The following is a 20,540-nucleotide window of genomic DNA, read 5'->3' on the forward strand; positions in this document are numbered from 1 at the left end:
AATTTTCCATTAAATAATTAACGTCTATTGAAATTGAAAATAAAAAACACAATTTTTAGGGGACATTATGAGTATAAAAAATTTTCCATTAGAAAGACAACTTGACATAATGGACTGTGGTCCAGCATGTCTTAAAATGATTGCGAAATATTATGGCAAGTATTATTCCATGCAATATCTACGCGATCTTTGTGGAAATACGAGAGAAGGTGTATCTCTTGCCGGTATATCCCATGGCGCAGAGCGTATCGGACTGCGTTCCTTAGCAGCTCATTGTTCTATTCAAGACGTCATTGATAAAGTACCATTGCCAATTATCATTCACTGGGACAATTCACACTTTGTAGTATTATATGACATAATAGAAAAACGAAATGGCAAAGTCATTTACAATATAGCAGACCCTGCTAAAGGATATATTAAGTATACCGGGATTGAATTCGAAGATAAATGGATCAAATATAATGCAAATAAAACGTCCGGAATAGCTTTGATTCTCGAACCACAAGCTGATTTCAAACAACGCCATGCTCATGAAAAATCTGAGCGGGGCCGTTATATGGAAAACATTTTGGGCTATTTTATGTCATACAAAAAGAGCTTCCTATATCTTAGTTTGGTCATGCTCTTGATTACGGGAATGCAGGCAGTTCTCCCTTTTATCTCCAAGGCTGTGATCGATGTAGGTATACAAACCCAAGATACTAGTTTTATCAACATTGTATTGATAGCCAATTTGGCTCTTATTGTGAGCATTACATTAAGCTCAGCCGTAAGGGATTGGATATTGCAGCATCTGTCTTCACGCATTAATATTGCTTTGATTTCGGATTACCTAATCAAATTAATGAAACTTCCTGTGGCTTTTTTCGAAAACAAGATGTTAGGTGATATTCTACAACGTGCAAATGACCATGAACGTATACGTTCATTCATAATGAATAATTCACTCAATCTTGTTTTTTCTACATTAACTTTCTTAATTTTTGGAATTATATTACTCATTTACAACACGACTATATTTTGGATTTTTTTAATCGGTAGTTCACTGTATATATTTTGGGTAATGGGATTTTTAAAACTTAGAAAAAAACTAGATTGGGACTATTTCGAATTGACTGCAAAGAACCAAAGTTATTGGGTTGAAACAATAAGTGGTATTCAAGATATTAAAATCAATAACTATGAACAAGCTAAACGTTGGAAATGGGAAGGTATACAAGCAAGACTTTTTAAGGTCAATCTCCGGATGCTGGGTATTAATAATATACAAAATCTAGGAGCTGGTTTTATTGACTCCGTAAAGAATTTACTTATTACCTTTTTCTGTGCAAAAGCTGTTATTGCGGGTGAAATCACTTTCGGGGTCATGATTTCCACCCAATTTATAATCGGCATGTTAAATGGTCCTGTACAACAATTAATATCCTTTATGGTAGGATTTCAGTTTGCTCAAATTTCATTTATGCGACTTAATGAGGTCCAACTATTAAAAGATGAAGACGAAGACACCGGTAATAATGATATTGAACTCGCTAGCAATAAAGACATAGTACTTAACAATGTATCCTTTCAATACACAAATATTGCACCGTTAACATTAAAAAATATTAGTTTGGTCATACCAGATGGAAAAATTACAGCAATAGTAGGTGATAGTGGATCTGGAAAATCAACGTTATTAAAACTTCTTCTCAGGTTATACAAACCAAGTTATGGTGAAATTTTAATTGGTGGCATGAATATAAATAATATAGGTTTGAGACAGTGGCGTGAAAAATGTGGTGCTGTGATGCAGGATGGAAAGATATTTAATGACACCATACTAAATAACATTATTCTAGATGATGAAAAACCCGACAATGAAAGATTAAAAAAAGCGGTTAAAGCCGCAAATATTGGTTATGAAATCGAAAAATTACCATTAGAATATCAAACCAAAATGGGGGAAAACGGTCGTGGTCTAAGTGGTGGGCAAAAACAACGTGTTCTCATTGCAAGAGCGCTATATAAAAACCCTGACATACTTTTTTTTGACGAGGCTACTAATGCTTTGGATACTATAAATGAACAAAAAATCACTCAGGCTCTTGACGAAGTATTTCATGCGAAAACAGTTATTGTAGTGGCCCACCGACTGAGTACAATTCGCAAAGCTCATCAGATTATCGTAATGCGGGATGGACAAATTATAGAAGTCGGTAGCCATGAATCTTTAATGCAACGACAAGGACGATATTATCAATTGGTAGAAAGCCAATCCGAAGTAAAGGTTTTAGCCAATTAATAATTAACGAAATCATTATGCAAGAACTTCAAGAAGTAAAACAAGCTATCCAGAAAAAATCAATTATCCCAAACCGCACAGAAGAGGTGCGGGATATCATTGAGCGTATGCCCAATACCTTTGCTAAATACATTACTTATATAGTAATAGGTATTGTCGCATTGCTAGTATTCTTTGGCTTTATTGTCAAATATCCGGATATTGTAATAGGCGAAGTTACGGTATCTGCCCAACAAGCGCCACTACGATTAATTTCAGAGCAAAGTGGAAAATTAAAGATTAATGAAATTCGATCACAAGATACAGTGAATAGTGGACAGCTTATTGCCTGGATTGACAACCCTGCTGCTCCAGCATTGATCAAGAAAATAAAAACAAATATTGCTGATTTTAATTTGGAGAACTTTAAAGCCAGAGTTTTTTATGACTCTCTTCCTAAAAATATAAATTTGGGAGACCTAACTATTCCCTATTCCTCATTTCTAACAGGCATTAAGCAGCTTGCTGATTATCAAGATCACCGATTGTACGACCAACAAGAACACGCATTGGCAGATATCCTACAGGAGCAACGTCAAGCTCTGCACATATTAACAGAAAAGGAAAATCTCAGCAAAGAGCAGAGTAAACTCAATCTAAAATTCTTGGAGAGAGACTCTATTTTGTTAGCACGCAAAGTCATCAGTCAAGCAGAATATGAACAGTCTTTGGCTTCCAATATCACCTCAACAGATCAGTATAAAACTTCGTTACGTAATACAGGTTCTGTACGAGAACAAATATCCAACACGCAAAATTCGATTCAACAAAATAGAATTACCAAGACTGAGAAAGAATTGCAACTTGAGCTCGATCTAATTACCTCCTACAACGATCTGATTGATAAAATTGCACTGTGGGAAAAGCAATATTTGATCATTTCCCCAATGGAAGGTAAAGTTCAATTCTTGAAATTTTGGAGTCAAAATCAATTTATTCAAGCGGGAGAACCTTTATTCTCCATTGTACCCAAAAGGAATACCCTGTTAGGACAAGTATTATTACCTATCTCTGGTGCTGGAAAAGTAAAAGAAGATCAAGACGTAATCGTCAAAATGGCGGATTATCCTTATTTGGAATATGGCTATATCAAAGCTAAAGTAAAAGATATCGGTCTTGTAAGCACTTCACAACAGGTTAATGGAGAAGCAAAGGAAAGCTATATGGTGACGCTAGATTTTCCAAATGGTTTGACAACCAATTATGGAACTAAGTTAGACTTTAAATTTGAGGCAAAAGGCACTGTAGAAATCATTACAAAAGACAGAAGGTTGATTGAACGATTCTTTGACAACTTAGAATATATTGGAAATTCCAAATAACCCCAAAACATCTATAACTTTAAAAATAAACCACTTATACATAGATCTAGTTTACGACCGCTTTTTTAGTTTTAACGCTGTTTTGCCAACAGCCATAGCGATGTCGATGCGACGATTAGGTTTATTTTTCATAAAAAAAGCCAGATTGTTATTTCAACAATCTGGACAAAATTTGATCTTTAATCTCAAGTATCTTTAAATAGACTTATGAGCATTCTGGTAAACATAGGAGATTGTTAGGCTGTTCGCCATCATTTCTAGTTTTAATATATTTGTTACCTAAGGCACTTGTTGCCACAATCACGTCGATAACATTTCCCCCCCGATTTACATAAAAACTCCTTGTCCCATCCTCAATTCCAGATATCGCTCGTTGTTGAGTTAATCTCCATGAAGTTCCATCTGCATTTTTTCCACCAATTTCTTCAATTCTTTCGTGTGCGCTTAGACGGTTTGTCTTTTTGATACACTTAATTTCATGTCTTGCTGCCATATTTATAAATTTAAAAATTAATAAAATTCAACTATTTATGCTGCCAACACCTTCCCCCACCTGATACTTTTCGCTGGCATGATCCTCCCTTTTGGGTTGGAGCACCGCAAATGCCCGAAATGGGTTTGCTCGAACCCGAACTGATAACCGTATGTTTAGCAGTAATACTGGAACTTCCGCTCTGTGAGATCAAGCGTTTACCGTTTTTCACAATATGAGCAGATACATTCTTGTTGGAAGTCGATGGCCTCGCTGTCACTGTCACCCGCATATCTGAAAATATAGACCGTGGAAACTCTTTCTTCCATGTTCCTTTATGACCATTCACATAAACCGTAGTCCCTAGATCATCAACATAGTTAATGTCGCACTGCTCACATTCAGTTTCATAACCGTACGTATCGTTTTCGGCGTCTTCTTTTTTACATCCGATAAGTAAGAAGGAAATAAATAAGATTAATAAATACTTTTTCATAAAATTTCAATGTAATATTGTTTATTGTACAAATTTAGATCTAGCAAAACTCAATTATTTACGGAAAACCATAATAGAGTGATTTAAATAGTTTAGACGGGTACTCAGCCTTATTTTGGAATCCTATTGGATAGAAACAACATAAGCCAATGCCAGGCAAGAAATTACTTTTTATGAACTAAATACTTAATCAAATATGGGTTTATCGCTTAAGCTCCAAAGACCTAGGCGATTTTCTCTTGCATACTTTTGTAACACAACGAATTGCGATTCGTAACGAATATTGGGCGGTATAGTCATTAAAAGAGCATAACCATGCTGAATCATATCTGCATTAATAAATATCTCGTTCAAGTAAGCATAGGCCAAAGTTCTTCCATAGCGGTCTAGTGAATCCACATCATATTCCAAGCGGATCTCTTTATCAAAGATCAAACTGTCCAAATAACGTTTGGATACCTTGCCAAATGGATGTTTCTTCTTTTTAAATACATTTCGATCTTCCGGGGCATCAATGCCAATCAATCTGATCTTCACATTTTTGCCAACTCCGTTTTTTATCCAGAAGGTATCCCCATCGACCACCTTAAACACCCTTACCTCATCTGAATTTGTAAGATTACTTTTTTCCAAAAAACCGAAAGACCGAGAGGTCTGCTCGGACCGCACGCAGCTCATTAAAAAAACAAGCAGAAAAAACAGGGCGATTACGCCCAGTTTGATCATTATGTTTACCCACTTTTTCATCCGGCCTACAATGTTTTGAGGAATTGTTCAAACTCTTGATAAAACTGTTCTTTTGTATTCACGGCTTGTATAACCTTGACATTGGTACAGCCACTATCTTTAAGCCACTTCTCCCAGATAACCTTGGTGATCTGAAAATCGGTAGGTTGTTCTTTAGCGGCGCCACTTGGATCCAATGAGCGATCGACAAGCTCACCAATAAAGATATTCACATCTTTTAGATTAAAATCAGTTTTATTGATTGCATAGCTGGAGTCAGCCTGTATAAAGGCTGCCAAATCTCGCTTACCACTCGCATTATAATCTTTACGGATCTTACTCACAAGCTCCGATCCCAGCCGATAACCTATCCCCTTGTTTGTACTCTCAATATAACCATCGGTCAAAAGGAGTAGGACATTGGTATTTTTCTTATCCACGATGATCTTGCTGCTCCCGTCTATTCGTTTTGGTGAAACGTCTACCAGCGAACTCTTGATCGTTTCGTTAAAATAATTCCAGACATCCGCGCCGGACTGATTTTTCAATGCATAATCATAGACCCGGTTTACCTCATCTGAAAACGCCTTTACATCGCTTTTCAGCCCCTTGCGAATATAGCTGACCCTATCGAGCTGATTATTGGAAAACCGATTAAAATCGATAGTCATCCGCTTTGGATCGAATGATGAGGTATTTAATATGCCCCGATTGATAAAATCAAGTTTATAAACATCTAATTGACCAGAACTCCTATTATGGAGTTTTAATAGCTCATCACTATGGTCAATGACTTCTTGGATCAAAACAGTATCGTGGATTGGTTTTGGATATAACTGTGTGTTGATCCTATTAGAAAGGTCTGGCGCGATAATAATATTGTAATCCTTGAGCATGACCTGTTGCTTTTTGGAGTCATCATTCTGGCAACTCACTAGTAAGGATAATATAAATAATGGAAAAATATAGGGGATTTTCATTTAGTTGATTGGTTAATTGTTAAAAGCCGTAATGTCTTCTAAAAGTTCGTGTTTAATGTCAGACTGTAGTCCTAAATTGGAAAGCCAGGCTTCGCATTCACCTACAGCCTCACGAGTTTTGGTCTCTGCTTTTAAGATTGCATATACTTCGTATAGATATTTGCTCCAACCTTCCATATAGATATTGACCCGGTTTTCCATCTCGGCTTTGGAAATAGGCAGCTTGTCATTGTCAATCTGGCTTTTGTAAATCTGTCCGATATTACTGATCCGTTCTTTGAAAGTGAGCAATTGATGTTGCAGGGCGCCTACCCGCTCGTTCTGCTGAATAGGAAGCTGTTGGATCTGACTTATTTTTTCTTCTTTGTTTACCTGCAAACTAAACAGTTCAGCGTGTAGAGCATCGTTCTCCAACTGGATCTTATTGATCTGTTCCTGGTATTCGCCGATCTCTTTTTGGTGGCTCTCGACAATATGCTTAGTCTTCTGCTGTTGAAAAGAAAGATTACGTTCGTTAATCTGGCCCATTAATTTTTCGAAAAAGAATCCAAAAAGAAACACACCCAGCGCACCTAGGATAAAGACTAGCCAAAAATTGCTATCTGCAAGAACATTTAAGAGTGACAGTCGTTGATCTGTCTTATTGGTCAACAACTCAATATCATTGATATTTTTTGACACTTTATAGGCAATAAAAATATCAACAACGAGGATAAGAATAATTCCCAAATGGTTCACGAAAGCCATTTTGCTCTTCTGAATAATACCATGTTGCTGGACTTCCTTATTTTCACTGACATCAAAAAGATCTTTAAAAACTTTGTACATACCCAATGCGAGCGGAATAGCCACAAACAAAAAGAGAAATAGTATACCGCCCATCCCTTTCTCCCCTATCTTAGTAATAGCGTGTGGATTGAAGACTTCGGGTGATTGTGTATTTGCTGAGCCTAGCAACATCATTTCATTAATCTCTTCTTTTGAGAAAATAAAGATATAGGCCACAGAGGAGTAAAAAACAAATATATACAGAGCAAGTAATAAAGTCGTAGCTGCTAGGATTGACATAATAGGTTTATTGACTGCAGGCTTTACAAACTCAACTTCCAATTCTTTGATCTTTTGCTTCAAGGCAATGATCTTACTTTCGATAAAGGGGATTCTTGTATTGTTATTCGAGGTAATTTGAAGACGTTTCTCTTCAATTTTTGCGGTCAAAGTATTGATATCCGAATCGAGATTTTGCTTGTCTACCGTTGCATTGCCCTTAATTTTTTCAATTTCCTGTTCTGTACGAAATTCCATATTGGTCGAACTCACTTTCTGCTGTTCGTCAATGCGCACTTTCAAACGATCTTTCTTTTCTGCGATAACTTCAATTTCATTGATGAAATTGGAGTACAGACTATCCATGGCCTGATGAAGAATCTGATGATCGCCACTGTTTTCTTTGGCGCGATTATAGCCGCTCTGCTTGACCAGGTCCTTATCAAAGGCGCCTACTTCAGAGGCAATAATATTATCCAGTACATCCTTGAACTCTTTTAAAGACTGCTGCTGAAAGCTGAGTTCTCCTCCTGAAGACAAAGTATATTGGGGAGTATGGTTTTCGGGTTTAAGCTGCATAGGTTTTTCTATTTGTTCGGATGCTATGATATCTTCCAATGATTCACCGTTATTGATCCTTATGGCTCTAGTACGGATCCCATGAAAAGTATCAGTGAGTTCAGCGATAGTCTTTGGATAATTGGTGACGATAACGCTTACATGATTATTGCTTTTGGAGTTATTACTCCAGTTATAGGAGCCTGTGATAGCAACGCCTTGGTCGATCACACAGAATTTCTGATTCATGATACCCCAGCCAACATTTTTGACCTTGGTCACCTCAGCTCCCTGTCTTTCCAAAAGTGCAAAATCAAGCTTTTCATTATCGGGCTGATCGGATATTATAATAGAAACTTTTACATGACGATCGAGGCATCCCTGGACTGTTGCGAACAGTTCATTATCGGTAAACCAAGCCATGGCAATTAGAACTTCGGTGCGGGCTTTAGAAAGCTCCTGCCTAACACGTTCATAGATGACTCTGCTATCTGAGAGTGTATCCTGGATCAATTGATCTGTATTCATAGTGATTTTCAGTTAAATACGGTTATATGAAATTGCTAATGTTTGTTGATTCATCGATTCAAAACTATCAAAAACCGTAATGGCGATTCTACGGTTTCCCGTAAAGCGCAGCTTAAGAATTGGTCAGATTGATCTTTGTGCAAAACTTAATATAAAAACAACACTGAAAAGGAAGACTTTGCGAGGGTTTCAGTATATTAGCATGGATTAAAACCAAATCATTCTGAATCAAATGAGCGCAAATGTTCCAATCGTTCGGTCAGTATCCTGGCCTGCTGTTATCATTATCATCTTGGTCTGGGCCATTTTATTAGCTGTTTTTGCATTTCTATTCCAAAAACATGGGATTTTTATCGGTGCAGTGCTTTTTTCCCTTTTATTTATTTTATTGCAACAGCTTATCCCTTCCAGCCACAACAAGGGGATGAAAGCGATCAAACAGCAGGATTTCAAAACGGCTACCGAGCACTTTAAGCAGAGCGTTGTTTTTTTTACAAAATACAAATGGGTAGATAAATATCGTGCACTTAAAATGTTGAGCGCCTCTAAAATGTCCTATCGGGAAATGGGGCTTTGTAATATCGCATTTTGTTATTCTCAGACTGAGCAAGCCGAAAAGGCAAAGGCACTCTACAAAGAAATTCTGGAAGAATACCCTGACAATGGGATCGCTTATTATTCCCTAAATTCAATTAATACATTTTCGAATAAGGCAGATTAAATAGTATTTGTTTATCAAGTGAAAAAACTCACGAGTAGTAATAAAACAAAAAAGGCTATTCACCGATAGCCTTTTCTGTTCATAAAATTGATTAACATATAGCTTTAAATATCCTGAATGCATTGGATATTTTTATGTAACGAAAAATATAATTCCTGCTATAAATCCGTCCATACAAACCTAATGCAATACAATAACGATCGCTTACGGGAACCCGTAAGGAGATAAAAATAATTTATATAAAACCTAGTTCCTTACAATGGGCCACCAACTGTTCATTTTTGGTAAACCCGAGCACATCTTTCATCAGGTTGAGCCGTTTCTCGATACTACTGAGGCTCGATGGCCGTATATCACGCTGCTGAAGGTATTCGGGCATTTCCTTTTGGGATATTCCTTCATAGAGCAACTTCACGATATGCAGGTCAAATTGGGTAAACTCGTGTGAATTCTGTTCCTGAATAAACTTCTTGCTATCGGGCGACTGATAGGTACGATGCTGATAGACAGCCTGTAGAGCTTCGCGCAGATGCTGTCCGTCACGACGAGCCTTGCGTACCAATCCGTCAATCTGATTGTTTCGAAACATCTCATTGATCAGTGCCGACCGGTCTTTGGCCGTCAGTACAATAACCTTGATATCGGGCTGCACGGTCTTGACCGCTTTGATCAGCGAAAGACCATCTTTGATCTCCTGTGGACTATCGTCGTCTTCAAATTCGATATCGGTGATCAACAGATCATAGGGTTCGCCATCGCGGATGGCATTTTTGATCCAGGTAAGGGCATGGTCACAATAGTACACGTATTTGGTATTGTGAATACCCAGGTCGTGCAGGGTTTTCTGCACTGAAATGTTGGCTATCTCGTGGTCTTCGGCAATGAGTACTTTTTTAAACATACATTATTGTCTTTTATACTAATGGGATATTGGTCGTAATGCTGAGCCCTTTTCCCGGTTCACTGACAAAGATAATTTTGCCGCCGAGGCTTTCAATACGGGAAACCGTATTCGCCAGACCTTTTCCCTGTGATTTTTCGGTGGGCATCCCGACTCCGTTATCTTTATAATATATGGTGAGCTGCTGATCTGATTTTTCAAAGCGTACCACAACCTGCTCGGCCTGGCTATGCTTCTTCATATTGACCATAAGTTCCTGTAGAACATGTTTTACCTCTTCTTTAATACGCTTATTGACAATAGTCCATTGCTCAGCATCGTTCCCTGCGATCAATACACGACGGTGATCAGCGGCAAAGGACTTGAGCAGGGAGGCCAGCTGTTCATTGTACGGTATCTCTGTAATGGTCTGCTGTTCGACATTGTGCGAAATATCACGGGACTGATGGTACATGTTTTCAAGTTTGTCGAGTACACCATCACGATCCACATCTTCGTTATGTTCAATCTCGGACATGACACGATAGATGCCGTTGGCCACAACATCGTGGATCTTTTTGGAGAGGTGGAGCTGGGTTTCTTTGACACGGTTATGCGCCTCAAGTTCGAGCCGCTGCTTGCGGCGTTTGTACAATAAGGTACCACCTCCTGCAACTAAAACAAGCAAAAAGATGCTTGCACCGGTGATAACGCGTTGCCTAATGAGGCGATTCTGCTTTTCAGCATTTTCTTTTTCGAGTCTCAGGTTCTCGGTCTTGTTTTTCTCGACTTCATAACGGATAAGAGCAAATTGATTTTTGGCAGCGGCTCGGGCTTGTTGGATGCTGTCGTTTAATGCCAAATAGCGCTGTAAATAGCGTTCAGAATAAAGTGCATTGGACTGAATTAACCCACGTAAAGCATTCAATTCATCATCAGGACTATTAATTTCCAGCGCAATTTTATATTGCTTATTTAAATAATAAATAGATGAATCAGTGTCTTTACCATCATAATATTTTGCTAAGCTAGCATAACTAGAGTTTTGTCCCCATAAGTCTTTTTGTTTGATACGTATCTCTAAGGCTTTTTGATACCAAGGAACTGGATTATAGGAAGGATCAGCCATCCATTTGGTCTTGGCAAGATTGTTTAAAAATTTCGCATATTCATTTGTGCCTTTGGTTACCTTCGATATTATTTCCGTAGATAATTTAATGGATTCAGAATAACGTTTAGCATTTCTGAGACAGACAGCAAGATTATTTTTATAGATTAGAGTATTGATAGATTTAAAAGAATACTTAATAGCTAATTGGTAATATGGGATGGCCTGGTCGTATTGATTCATTTCATCTGAAGCATTTGCAATTGTATTATAGGCATAACATAATAATGAATCTTTTTGCTTATTACCAATAAAACGAATTGCCGATAACGACGTCTCTTGTGCCCCGAAAAAGTCTCCCTCATCATATTGATGTAATCCAATAAAAACTAAACATCTAGCAGTACCCAAACTATCATTTGAATTCAAGTATTGGTCTTTGGCAAGTTCGAAATAAAAGAAAGAACTGTCCTTTTGGCCCTGCTTGAAGAAAGCAAATGCTTTATCGTAATCATTATTTACGGTTTTGATAATTTTTTCATCTTTATTTCTCGAACAGGAAAAAATCAACAACGTGAATAGCAAAAGTAAAACAGGTTTTTGCACGGCTAAGTTTTTTTCGAATTTATTCAAAAAACACCACCTAAACAATTCCAAATAAAAAAAGAGCTGAATTCATCAGCTCTTTGAATTATAGACATTAACAATTATTTATCTGGTGGTGGGTTGCCTTTATCTCCACCATCACCATCCGATGGTGGTTCATCTGCCGTCTGTATCGTTGGTGCACCAGTGTTTGGTTGTGAATTAGAGGGCTGACCGATTCCAAACAAAAAATATAATATTAAACTCCACATAATTCAAAAAATTAGAATGTAAAACCTTGGCAGGCCCATGCACCACGCATGGGGTTACTGCATTGATTTCAGAAGGCCTTCTGAATTTTTTGGGAAGTAAGAGTGTCACTCGCGGAAGGCAGAAGCTGCTTCCCAAACCGGCTAATGTCTACCGCGAGATCTTCTCATTGTGAAATCAGTTTAGTATCTTAGTCTTATAATTTTAATCGATCTATCATCTGACTTCGAGAACAAAGTTATAGCCGTTAAAAACCTTTTTATCAAATGATACTGCTAAGTCCGAAAGGTCTTTTCAAATCCCGGTTATACTGAAAATTCCGATGTATAAATTGACTATTTGCTTACGGGATTCCGTAAATACCGATAGAAATAGAACCTAATTTTGTAGCCATGCCGACGTTTAACATATTTAAAGAAGGGGTTCTTTCCCTCTATGAGGAAAAGAAAAGAAAACAAGAAATGGATGAATTATTGGCCAGCCCCTCACCTGCAAACTTGAGAGATTACTGCTTAATTAGATTGTCCGAAGGGTTACCAGAAGCCGATATTCAGGTCTTACAGAAATTCTTTGATCCACTTAAAAAGGAAAAAAATTTAGAAGATGCTATTTACAATTATAAAACAGGATGGTTAAGAGCTTTACAGAAGTTTATTTTAGGTAAAACAGAAAACCCAGATGAGCTTCTTGTCAAATTATTAGCTGTACTTGTGGATTATCAACCGCGACCATTCCGCTACAATTATGATAATATACCTGGACAAATTGACAATGCCCCACCGCAAGAAAAGGATGATCCGCCTGTTGAAGATGGTACTAAAAAGGTGCCCTCCGCAGCTGTTAGCCCCAAAGGTATTAGCCAAGATGAGTTTGTTATTTCGGAAGGAGATCAAGAGGAAACTACTGCGAATATAGAACATGTTGACAATGGTCAGCTAATTATTCCGGAAGGAGCTGATGAAAGCCAAAGAAATAAATATGAATCAGGCCCTCAGAAAAAACCATTTCTAAATAAACATACCTTAAGATTTACCGGAGCTGCATCTTTAATTGTTGCTATTTTTATTACAATACATTTTTTGACTCCCGAAGATTGCATGTGCTGGAATGGCGAAAAATATATTCAGGTCGATTGCCAAGACAAAACACAAGCGTATCAGGTTATTGGATTAGATCAGGATAGACTAGAGCATTTTCGTAAAATCACACAACCTGACAGCCTAGCGGTAAAAGACATTGGGAATATCTGGTACTCGAAAATCGACAACGAAGTTGAGTTTTTTACAGGCCCGGGATATCACCCAGTCCAACTCAATAAATCATTAAAAGCTGTGACAAAACATATTTGGGATACATATGTCCGTATAAAACCAGACAGCAATCGACATGTTCAATTTGGAATCATGCAGAAACAAAAGGAATAGGTTCGTTAGCTGCATAAAAAAAGCCACATCTCACGACGTGGCCTTAATAAACATATGATTCACTAGTTGTCAGCTCTCGATATGACCGAGCTGACAACTAATTATTGGATACTATTTATAGGAGTTGACTGAACTGGATACTTTCCAGCTATCCTCCTCACGAACCAAAGTCAAAAGATCAGTCTTAGTAAAATTTTCGAATTTCAAGGTTACTTTGGCCACCATATAATCTGTGGACTCTTCGATGATCTGCGTGCTTACCTGACAGTTCAGTTTCTCTCCTTTTTGTTTTTTCAAAGATTTGATCACAGCATTACGACCATAAGACTGTGCATTTGTAGATTGGATCTTTTGGGTAAAATCTTCTGCAAATAGTTTTTCTACACCTGCTGCCTCTCCCTCGGTTGTGACCGCAACATAATGCTCAAGAGCAAAGTCTGCTGTGGAAAGGTTAACGCTTGCTTTTGCTGATTTTGAACCAGGGCCTTCAGTTGCCATTGCAAATGTTGATACTGCGATTAAGGCTGCTGCTGTGAATGTTTTTACTAGAGTTTTCATAATGTCTTTATTTTATTGTATTAGTTTTTTAGTTCTTATTTGTTGACTCAAAACTACAACACAATACGCCCCTGATCTATGGGCTTTAGACCAACGGACAGGAAAACTCGGTGAATGGTGGAAATGGAGAGGTGAAATTTCTATCTTTGTCTTACTATTTATTAATACTAATGGAAAGGCAGTTAACACCAATAGAAAAACCATATAATAAAATCTTAGAACAGGGGATATTTACTGTCACGTTAGTGGCGATAGTGGGTTCACTCCTATCCAGATGGCTCAAAATTGATTATAGTTGGTTTTCCATCGTATCGATAATTATTTATATCGGCCTAGCGTATCTAATTGGATTGAAGCAAAATCTGAAAACAACCTTGTGGTCTGTTATAAAGCTAGGGCTTTATGATAGTATAGTAGGATTATTCCTTTCATTATGGCTGGGAGCAAATTTCAGCGGATTTGAAAAGAAATTATACCAATATGGTATTATTGGATGGATATTTATCATCATTTTACAGATTGCATTTTCAATTATATTAGGTCTCATCGGTTATGGGATAGCTATGAAAAAAAAGAGCAATAAAAATACAACCTATTGATTTGAATTAATAACACTCACAACTAACGTTCAACATTATCTGAGGAGGCGAAACTGATGTCTAAATGTTCCATAATTTTGTCCCTACTCATCTTATATATAAACGACAATGTCAGGCAACCTAACCTTTAAAACAGTAAAAATCCTCTTCTTTATACTGATGATTGCATATACTAACTCAGTTTATAGCCAAAATATCTTACGGTATACGAGAGACAAAGATTTCACAATTGAAACACTTCCAAATGTGCCCGTAGAAAAAATAGAGAAGGAAACTGTCTTTTATACTTCGAATGGTGCAGAAAAAATAAAAACCACCTATATTTTTAACAAGCACAACCGAGTTGTATCCGAATCCAGACACAATCAGACTAGAGAACAAACGTTTTTTTTCGAAAACAAATATCTAAACGATACGATACTCGTGGAAAGAAGAATGGAAGTTAAGCATCCGCTCCTCCCTTTAAAAGTAGACACCATATATTATATTAGAGATAGTAAAGGGAATATAACAAAGCAAATTACCCTAAATGATCTTGGGGAATGTACCTGGAAAATAGACATTGCATACAACGAACAGGGAGATCCTATTCTTTATATGGAAAATGATGGCAAATTTGGTTTTACAAAAGCCGAATATGATTACACAAATGATTTAGTAATAAGCACACAGTGTGATCAACAAGGAACCGCGGTTAAAACAGAAAAAGGATATATCAGCAAAAACGGAAAAATAAGCGATGATAATGTCTATGATACATACGGTAATTGGATATCAACAACACGTTTTCAAAAAAAAGGTAAAGAAAAAAAATCATTGGAAAAGAGAAAAATAACATATTCCAAAATTTAACAAAGCTATTTCAAACCGACTATTGTTCTTACAATATAAAACGGCTATTAGCTACCTTTCGACAGAAAGGACCAACATAAAAATTGGCGTCGTACAGTGAAAATCCAATAGTCTTTAAAAACATTGGATGACGAAACAAAAAAGAGGAAACGATAGGAAACATAAAAATTACTGTACAAATAAACGCTAAGAGAAAGGGTCTGATGAGAATCAGGCCCTTTTGACATTAAAAAGCAACTTACATTGTTGCGCAAGTAAAGAAAGGTTCACTTCCACCCTAAATAAAATTTTACGCAATCGATAACGTTATCTTTTTGTTGTAAAATAACTTGAATCTACATGCTGACTTTTGTATCTTAAACAATAAATTATCGCATATAATTATAAAAAATAAACCAAATTAAGTTAATCAAGTATTTAACCTATTATGAGAGTTATCAGTTTTCTGAGTATGCTATTTTGTGTCATGAGCGTACAAGGGCAGCAATTATTATATTCATCGGAAATACCCATCCAAGAGATTCGGATTTCACCAAAACATGCTTCAGGAGGTCTGGTTCAGCACAATATTTCCGATCTGCAATATTTCCCCATTTCCGCAGACAAGAAAGCTGACCTTATAAATTATATCAATGCGGTACAGATTTCCGATCTTACGATTGCTGTTTTGTCTAATGGTAATACAAAAGTTTCCCTGATGGACAATGCTGGAAAAATAACCAACACGCTTAAGTCGACTGATTTTAAGCTTCCTCAAATAGAACCTATGCAAACGCTTACTTCTTCCAATGGTGGGTTTATCTTGGGATTAGTTCATTTCGCCGTAAAGCTTAATAATCAAGGACAACATAAGGTAATAGATCTCCCTGCGGCAACAAATACGGCAAATGATTCTCTCACACTTAACAACACCGTCTGGTCCTTTTGGCAACCAAAAGAAAAGAGTTCGGATTTGACAGCTTTACAATATAATGGCCAAGCGGTAATCACTTACCATAAATTAAATCCGTATGCCATCTCTAGAGATCTAGATAGAACACTATCTCAGCCAAATATGCAACACCATAGCGCATTCGCCAATTTTCCCAATAATTACGAGTTGTTTGAACTCGGTGAACAAGGAATTCAAAAAGTCTATAAATTTATTTTCCCAAAAGATATTTCTGTCGACACGGCGCTCTTATATAATATTAAAGATCAAATTGGCTTTGATAATTTTATGATGGAGAACAAAGAAAAACTATTGGGCTTCAATCAGATTTTATCTTACAAAGATTATTTACTATTACAGCTTATCACCTATGGCGGGGATCGTTCATGGATCGCTGTTAACACTAAGAATCATGAAGTGCTAGCTATTAAAAATATTATGCCGGATGCCAGTAATGATTATCTACCGATTATTGGATGGAATGATTATCTACTTAGCGATGGAGAATATCTATATAGTATTCTGTATCCCAATGAAACAAGCTCGGCCCACAACAAGTCGGATGAAGAAAATCATACGATGAAAAAAGAACATGCGAACTTGATCAAGTCTAAAAACCCTATTCTTGTTAAGTTTAAACTGAATTCATTTTAAGATATGGCCAAGTGGTTGGTAACATTTTTATTTGTAATTGCAGGTCTCGCGCTTTATGCGCAGTCTATAAAAGGCGTTGTGATCGATTCAGTCCATACCACCTATTTACAATCCACATCCATATCTGTTTTCGAAATGGGTCAGGACAAAGTAAGCAAGATAGCTTTATCTGATCGCTATGGTAAATTTGTCATTGAGGATTTGCCTCTTCATAAAAATCTTTTGATCGAATGGACACATCAAGGGTATTCAAAAATGAAGAAAATCGTACAGTTATCCGCACGCTCAGTATTGGATTTGGGTAAGATCAATATGTCGGTAAGAGACAATCAATTGGATACTGTAGAAATTTTGCCTCCTGTCCGGATGAACGGAGATACACTGGAGTTTAATGCCGATGCTTTCAAATTGGACAGCAATGCTGTTATCCAGGATTTACTACACAAACTTCCTGGGCTCATGCTTTGGGGTGATGATAAGATTACCTATAATGGTAAAGAACTTCAGAATATTTGGGTCAATGGAAAACCTTTTTTTGGAACCGACAAATCCATCGCTCTCCAAAATATCGCAAAAGACGCTGTAAAGAAAATCCAGGTGTATGACAGCCGAGAAAAGACTCAGCAGCTCCAAAATCCCGATGATAAAAGCTATGCTATGAATGTCGTACTCAAAGATGGGCGTGAAAAAATGTTTTTTGGTAATCTCACAGTTGGCTATGGTACTGATAAACGACACGACACTTACCTCACGGCCAATTATGGCGATAAACAGCGTCAAGCCACTTTGGCTTTTTCCAAAAATAATAGCAACAAGAATATTGTTGATCTTAACCAGCTTTTAGAAAATACCACATTCAAGGGAGTAGGTTTAAATAATGATTTTAGCTCTGACTTTCTAAGTCCAGGGATAACTAGACAGACAGTAGCTGGTGCACGTTATCAACATGATTTTTTACCAACGGGTCAAACAAACCGGAATAATATATTTACAGCCAATCTATTTTATAATAACAGCCAGCGCGAAATCAGAGACTCAGCGATTAGCAAACTTATTGCTGAAGAAAACCCACTCAACAATAGCCGTACATCCACAAGCGCCTATAATGATGCATCGAAACGATTGAACGGGAGTCTCACGCATCAATTTTCAAACAACTTTCGTCAGCGGCCTATCTCCATGAATAGTACACTTGATTTTTTTCGAGAAGAAAATTCCTCTTCAGGACAATCCGGTACCCAATATGATTATACCAATAACAAATCGTTTAACAAAGAATCTCGCCAATCAGCCGATAACAAAGACTATATTAATTTTCAGACTGGTATAAGTATACAAAATAAAATTGCATCACCGATAAAAGGTAAAACGGTCACGCACTTTTTTGACCAATTCTCTTTCTATATTGATTACCAGATAAATAGACAAACAGACCAAGGACACAGGGAGGTAGGAAGTCAATTTACCAATTATCTTGATTCAGCGCAAAGCCGAAATCTGGTGCGTGCTTACATGCCCCATGAGAAGGAAATAAATCAGATAATTAAGATCAATATCAATTATAAAAATTTTGGTTTTAAACAGCACCTCAGTCTTCAACATCTTGCAAGCGACAATTTGGTTCGGGACAACGACATGGTAATTGAAGATTCACTGACCCATCAATCGAAATTTAACCGATGGATATATCAGCCCTCCCTTACCTATAAACATTCCTTGTATTCACAAAATCTAGTGGGGCGAAAAAATAGTCATTTGAGTTTAAATATGCAATTGGGTACACACTGGCAAGGCGAAAAGAACGAGTCTACTTTAGCATTTAGGAATATTAAACAGCATTTCGTCACCATATTACCTGAAATAAGCGTAGAACATTTTTTTTCACGGGTCAATTTCTACCAACAAAAAGCAAGTATTTCATACAAATACAAGGAGGATTATCCTGAACTGGATCGGTTACGCCCGTTTTATGATAATATCAATCCATCCTTTCGTTATTTTGGAGCTGTGCAGCTAAAGAAGGTCAACAAGCATGTTCTTTCCGCATTGTTGAGTTTTTCGCAATCCAAACAATATGGGCTAATCATGTCTTTATCGCCATCATTTACGTGGGTCCATAATGGATTTGCTGACAGTATCACCAACAAAACCAATCAGATACAGTATTATGCGATCCAGAATACAGCCCCAACTTATGTATTTAATGTGGGGTATAATGTTGAAAAAGCGGTTGCGCTACGGAGGAAACAGTCCATTAACTTCAGCCTTAGAGGAAATATAAGCAAAGGTAATAACTATCAGTACATGGATGGAATAAAACGCGAAGTCAATAATTGGAGTAGCAATCTCAACCTGAATACTTATTACACAAATATTGATCATATCGTTCTCGGTTTTATTAATACCTGGCAGTTTAACAAACAAAGTGACAAAGAGAATGGATTCTTATATTATTCCTCCCATTTTCTTAGTACGGGATTAAGTGCAACCCTTGCGCTGTCCAAAAGGTGGAGTATTAATAGCAATGCGAACAGTAGGTACAACAGATCTACGTTTTCAAACGACCATGTGTTGATATGGAATGCCAATACCTCATACCGAGTATTAAAAGGCAATAATTTGGAATTTAAATTAGCCGCTTATGATCTTTTGAAACAAAATAAGGGCATTTATTTTCGACAAAGCAGCTCAGAGTTCACCACTGGCTATTTGAATAATTTAACCCAATATTTTATGGTATCATTATCTTATTACCCAAGAAAGTTTGGATTATAATTTTAGCTGGCGTTCATTTTGCCCACAATTATACAAAAAAATAAAAGCGACATCTTTCGACGCGACCTTAATAAACATATGATTCACTAGTGGTTTGCCTTTTTATGACTGGCAAACCATCAGTAATGAGATACTAATTATATGAATTGATTGATTTGGATATTTTCCACATATTGCCTTCACGCACCAACGTCACAAGGTCTGTTTTGGTAAAATCTTCAAATTTCAAAGTTACTTTGGCAACCATGTAGTCCGCCGACTCTTCAAGTATGTCGGTGCTTACCACACAGTTCAGTTTCTCGCCTTTTTGTTTTTTCAAAGATTTGATCAACGCGCTACGGCTATGGCTTTGTGCATTGGAAGCTTGAACTTTTTGGCTGAAATCTTCAGCAAACAATTGCTCTACTCCTGCTGATTCACCTTCAGTAGTTACTGCAACATAATGCACAAGGGCAAAGTCTGCTGTGGAAAGGTTAACAGTTGCTTTTGCTGATTTTGAACCTGGTCCTTCAGCGGCCATAGCGAATGTCGATACTGCGATTAAGGCTGCTGCTGCGAATGTTTTTACTAGAGTTTTCATAATGTCTTTATTTTATATTGTTAGTTTTTTAGTTCTTATTTGTTGACTCAAAACTACAACACAATACGCCCCTGGCCTACGGGCTTTAGACCAATGATCTGGAAAACTCGGTGAATGGTGGGAATGGGAAGATAAAAGAATTCAATAT

Annotated in this window: 18 protein-coding genes; 8 read left to right on the plus strand and 10 right to left on the minus strand. The window is 37.1% G+C overall.

The window, feature by feature from the left end; translation table 11 throughout:
- The first annotated feature begins 67 nt into the window (after window positions 1-67).
- Both AC07UV_RS15725 and AC07UV_RS15730 read left to right on the plus strand, forming a co-directional pair.
- On the plus strand, window positions 68-2,287 hold the full coding sequence (locus tag AC07UV_RS15725) for a peptidase domain-containing ABC transporter (RefSeq protein WP_495184424.1): 2,220 nt from the start codon (window positions 68-70) through the stop codon (window positions 2,285-2,287).
- Window positions 2,288-2,304: 17 nt separating this feature from the next.
- Window positions 2,305-3,648 carry an HlyD family secretion protein gene (locus AC07UV_RS15730; protein ID WP_495184425.1) on the plus strand — a complete coding sequence of 448 codons (1,344 nt, stop codon included), beginning with the start codon at window positions 2,305-2,307 and terminating at the stop codon, window positions 3,646-3,648.
- 205 nt (window positions 3,649-3,853) lie between these two features.
- On the opposite strand, the gene AC07UV_RS15735 is transcribed toward AC07UV_RS15730, so the two are convergent.
- From AC07UV_RS15735 to AC07UV_RS15755, 5 genes are all read right to left on the minus strand, one after another.
- Window positions 3,854-4,141 carry a DUF3892 domain-containing protein gene (locus AC07UV_RS15735; protein ID WP_495184426.1) on the minus strand — a complete coding sequence of 96 codons (288 nt, stop codon included), beginning with the start codon at window positions 4,139-4,141 and terminating at the stop codon, window positions 3,854-3,856.
- Between the two features lie 31 nt (window positions 4,142-4,172).
- Window positions 4,173-4,616 (minus strand): hypothetical protein, encoded by a 444-nt coding sequence (locus AC07UV_RS15740; RefSeq protein WP_495184427.1) that lies wholly within the window; start codon window positions 4,614-4,616, stop codon window positions 4,173-4,175.
- 186 nt (window positions 4,617-4,802) lie between these two features.
- The gene (locus AC07UV_RS15745; protein ID WP_495184428.1) at window positions 4,803-5,363 is read right to left on the minus strand and encodes a thermonuclease family protein; all 561 of its coding nucleotides are present in this window, start codon (window positions 5,361-5,363) and stop codon (window positions 4,803-4,805) included.
- Window positions 5,364-5,368: 5 nt separating this feature from the next.
- Window positions 5,369-6,322: a hypothetical protein gene (locus tag AC07UV_RS15750; RefSeq protein WP_495184429.1), complete on the minus strand. Its 954-nt coding sequence runs from the start codon at window positions 6,320-6,322 to the stop codon at window positions 5,369-5,371.
- Window positions 6,323-6,334: 12 nt separating this feature from the next.
- Window positions 6,335-8,455, minus strand: coding sequence for a phospholipase D-like domain-containing protein (locus tag AC07UV_RS15755; RefSeq protein WP_495184430.1), 2,121 nt, complete (start codon window positions 8,453-8,455; stop codon window positions 6,335-6,337).
- A 232-nt stretch (window positions 8,456-8,687) separates the two neighbouring features.
- Between AC07UV_RS15755 and AC07UV_RS15760 the strand changes: the two genes are divergently transcribed.
- Window positions 8,688-9,176: a tetratricopeptide repeat protein gene (locus AC07UV_RS15760; protein ID WP_495184431.1), complete on the plus strand. Its 489-nt coding sequence runs from the start codon at window positions 8,688-8,690 to the stop codon at window positions 9,174-9,176.
- A gap of 235 nt (window positions 9,177-9,411) precedes the next feature.
- Here the strand turns inward: AC07UV_RS15760 and AC07UV_RS15765 are convergent, their stop codons facing one another.
- The 3 genes from AC07UV_RS15765 to AC07UV_RS15775 all read right to left on the minus strand — a co-directional run bounded on the left by AC07UV_RS15765 (window position 9,412) and on the right by AC07UV_RS15775 (window position 12,021).
- A complete protein-coding gene (locus AC07UV_RS15765) occupies window positions 9,412-10,077 on the minus strand; it encodes a response regulator (protein WP_495184432.1) in 666 nt (221 codons plus the stop codon).
- A gap of 13 nt (window positions 10,078-10,090) precedes the next feature.
- Window positions 10,091-11,770 (minus strand): tetratricopeptide repeat-containing sensor histidine kinase, encoded by a 1,680-nt coding sequence (locus AC07UV_RS15770; protein ID WP_495184433.1) that lies wholly within the window; start codon window positions 11,768-11,770, stop codon window positions 10,091-10,093.
- A 101-nt stretch (window positions 11,771-11,871) separates the two neighbouring features.
- Entirely contained in the window at window positions 11,872-12,021 is a 150-nt protein-coding gene (locus AC07UV_RS15775; protein ID WP_495184434.1) for a hypothetical protein, read from the minus strand.
- Window positions 12,022-12,411: 390 nt separating this feature from the next.
- Between AC07UV_RS15775 and AC07UV_RS15780 the strand changes: the two genes are divergently transcribed.
- On the plus strand, window positions 12,412-13,443 hold the full coding sequence (locus AC07UV_RS15780) for a hypothetical protein (protein WP_495184435.1): 1,032 nt from the start codon (window positions 12,412-12,414) through the stop codon (window positions 13,441-13,443).
- 111 nt (window positions 13,444-13,554) lie between these two features.
- Here AC07UV_RS15780 and AC07UV_RS15785 read toward each other — a convergent pair whose 3' ends face one another.
- The gene (locus AC07UV_RS15785) at window positions 13,555-14,001 is read right to left on the minus strand and encodes a nuclear transport factor 2 family protein (RefSeq protein ID WP_495184436.1); all 447 of its coding nucleotides are present in this window, start codon (window positions 13,999-14,001) and stop codon (window positions 13,555-13,557) included.
- A gap of 170 nt (window positions 14,002-14,171) precedes the next feature.
- Here AC07UV_RS15785 and AC07UV_RS15790 point away from each other — a divergent pair, with 170 nt between their 5' ends.
- From AC07UV_RS15790 to AC07UV_RS15805, 4 genes are all read left to right on the plus strand, one after another.
- Window positions 14,172-14,600, plus strand: a complete 429-nt coding sequence (locus tag AC07UV_RS15790) for a hypothetical protein (RefSeq protein ID WP_495184437.1) — start codon at window positions 14,172-14,174, stop codon at window positions 14,598-14,600.
- A 246-nt stretch (window positions 14,601-14,846) separates the two neighbouring features.
- Window positions 14,847-15,452: a hypothetical protein gene (locus tag AC07UV_RS15795; RefSeq protein ID WP_495184438.1), complete on the plus strand. Its 606-nt coding sequence runs from the start codon at window positions 14,847-14,849 to the stop codon at window positions 15,450-15,452.
- 427 nt (window positions 15,453-15,879) lie between these two features.
- The gene (locus tag AC07UV_RS15800) at window positions 15,880-17,037 is read left to right on the plus strand and encodes a hypothetical protein (RefSeq protein WP_495184439.1); all 1,158 of its coding nucleotides are present in this window, start codon (window positions 15,880-15,882) and stop codon (window positions 17,035-17,037) included.
- Between the two features lie 3 nt (window positions 17,038-17,040).
- On the plus strand, window positions 17,041-19,812 hold the full coding sequence (locus AC07UV_RS15805; protein WP_495184440.1) for a TonB-dependent receptor: 2,772 nt from the start codon (window positions 17,041-17,043) through the stop codon (window positions 19,810-19,812).
- Between the two features lie 133 nt (window positions 19,813-19,945).
- On the opposite strand, the gene AC07UV_RS15810 is transcribed toward AC07UV_RS15805, so the two are convergent.
- Window positions 19,946-20,392, minus strand: a complete 447-nt coding sequence (locus AC07UV_RS15810) for a nuclear transport factor 2 family protein (protein ID WP_495184441.1) — start codon at window positions 20,390-20,392, stop codon at window positions 19,946-19,948.
- Between the last annotated feature and the right edge of the window lie 148 nt (window positions 20,393-20,540).

Source organism: Sphingobacterium sp. GW821-FHT03E03 (assembly GCF_059420745.1).

Excerpts from the sequence above, each read along its gene's own strand:
- AC07UV_RS15725 (WP_495184424.1), top strand. The coding sequence starts at position 68 with ATGAGTATAAAAAATTTTCCATTAGAAAGACAACTTGACATAATGGAC.
- AC07UV_RS15730 (WP_495184425.1), top strand. The coding sequence starts at position 2,305 with ATGCAAGAACTTCAAGAAGTAAAACAAGCTATCCAGAAAAAATCAATT.
- AC07UV_RS15735 (WP_495184426.1), bottom strand. The coding sequence starts at position 4,141 with ATGGCAGCAAGACATGAAATTAAGTGTATCAAAAAGACAAACCGTCTA.
- AC07UV_RS15740 (WP_495184427.1), bottom strand. The coding sequence starts at position 4,616 with ATGAAAAAGTATTTATTAATCTTATTTATTTCCTTCTTACTTATCGGA.
- AC07UV_RS15745 (WP_495184428.1), bottom strand. The coding sequence starts at position 5,363 with ATGAAAAAGTGGGTAAACATAATGATCAAACTGGGCGTAATCGCCCTG.
- AC07UV_RS15750 (WP_495184429.1), bottom strand. The coding sequence starts at position 6,322 with ATGAAAATCCCCTATATTTTTCCATTATTTATATTATCCTTACTAGTG.
- AC07UV_RS15755 (WP_495184430.1), bottom strand. The coding sequence starts at position 8,455 with ATGAATACAGATCAATTGATCCAGGATACACTCTCAGATAGCAGAGTC.
- AC07UV_RS15760 (WP_495184431.1), top strand. The coding sequence starts at position 8,688 with ATGAGCGCAAATGTTCCAATCGTTCGGTCAGTATCCTGGCCTGCTGTT.
- AC07UV_RS15765 (WP_495184432.1), bottom strand. The coding sequence starts at position 10,077 with ATGTTTAAAAAAGTACTCATTGCCGAAGACCACGAGATAGCCAACATT.
- AC07UV_RS15775 (WP_495184434.1), bottom strand. The coding sequence starts at position 12,021 with ATGTGGAGTTTAATATTATATTTTTTGTTTGGAATCGGTCAGCCCTCT.
- AC07UV_RS15780 (WP_495184435.1), top strand. The coding sequence starts at position 12,412 with ATGCCGACGTTTAACATATTTAAAGAAGGGGTTCTTTCCCTCTATGAG.
- AC07UV_RS15785 (WP_495184436.1), bottom strand. The coding sequence starts at position 14,001 with ATGAAAACTCTAGTAAAAACATTCACAGCAGCAGCCTTAATCGCAGTA.
- AC07UV_RS15790 (WP_495184437.1), top strand. The coding sequence starts at position 14,172 with ATGGAAAGGCAGTTAACACCAATAGAAAAACCATATAATAAAATCTTA.
- AC07UV_RS15800 (WP_495184439.1), top strand. The coding sequence starts at position 15,880 with ATGAGAGTTATCAGTTTTCTGAGTATGCTATTTTGTGTCATGAGCGTA.
- AC07UV_RS15805 (WP_495184440.1), top strand. The coding sequence starts at position 17,041 with ATGGCCAAGTGGTTGGTAACATTTTTATTTGTAATTGCAGGTCTCGCG.
- AC07UV_RS15810 (WP_495184441.1), bottom strand. The coding sequence starts at position 20,392 with ATGAAAACTCTAGTAAAAACATTCGCAGCAGCAGCCTTAATCGCAGTA.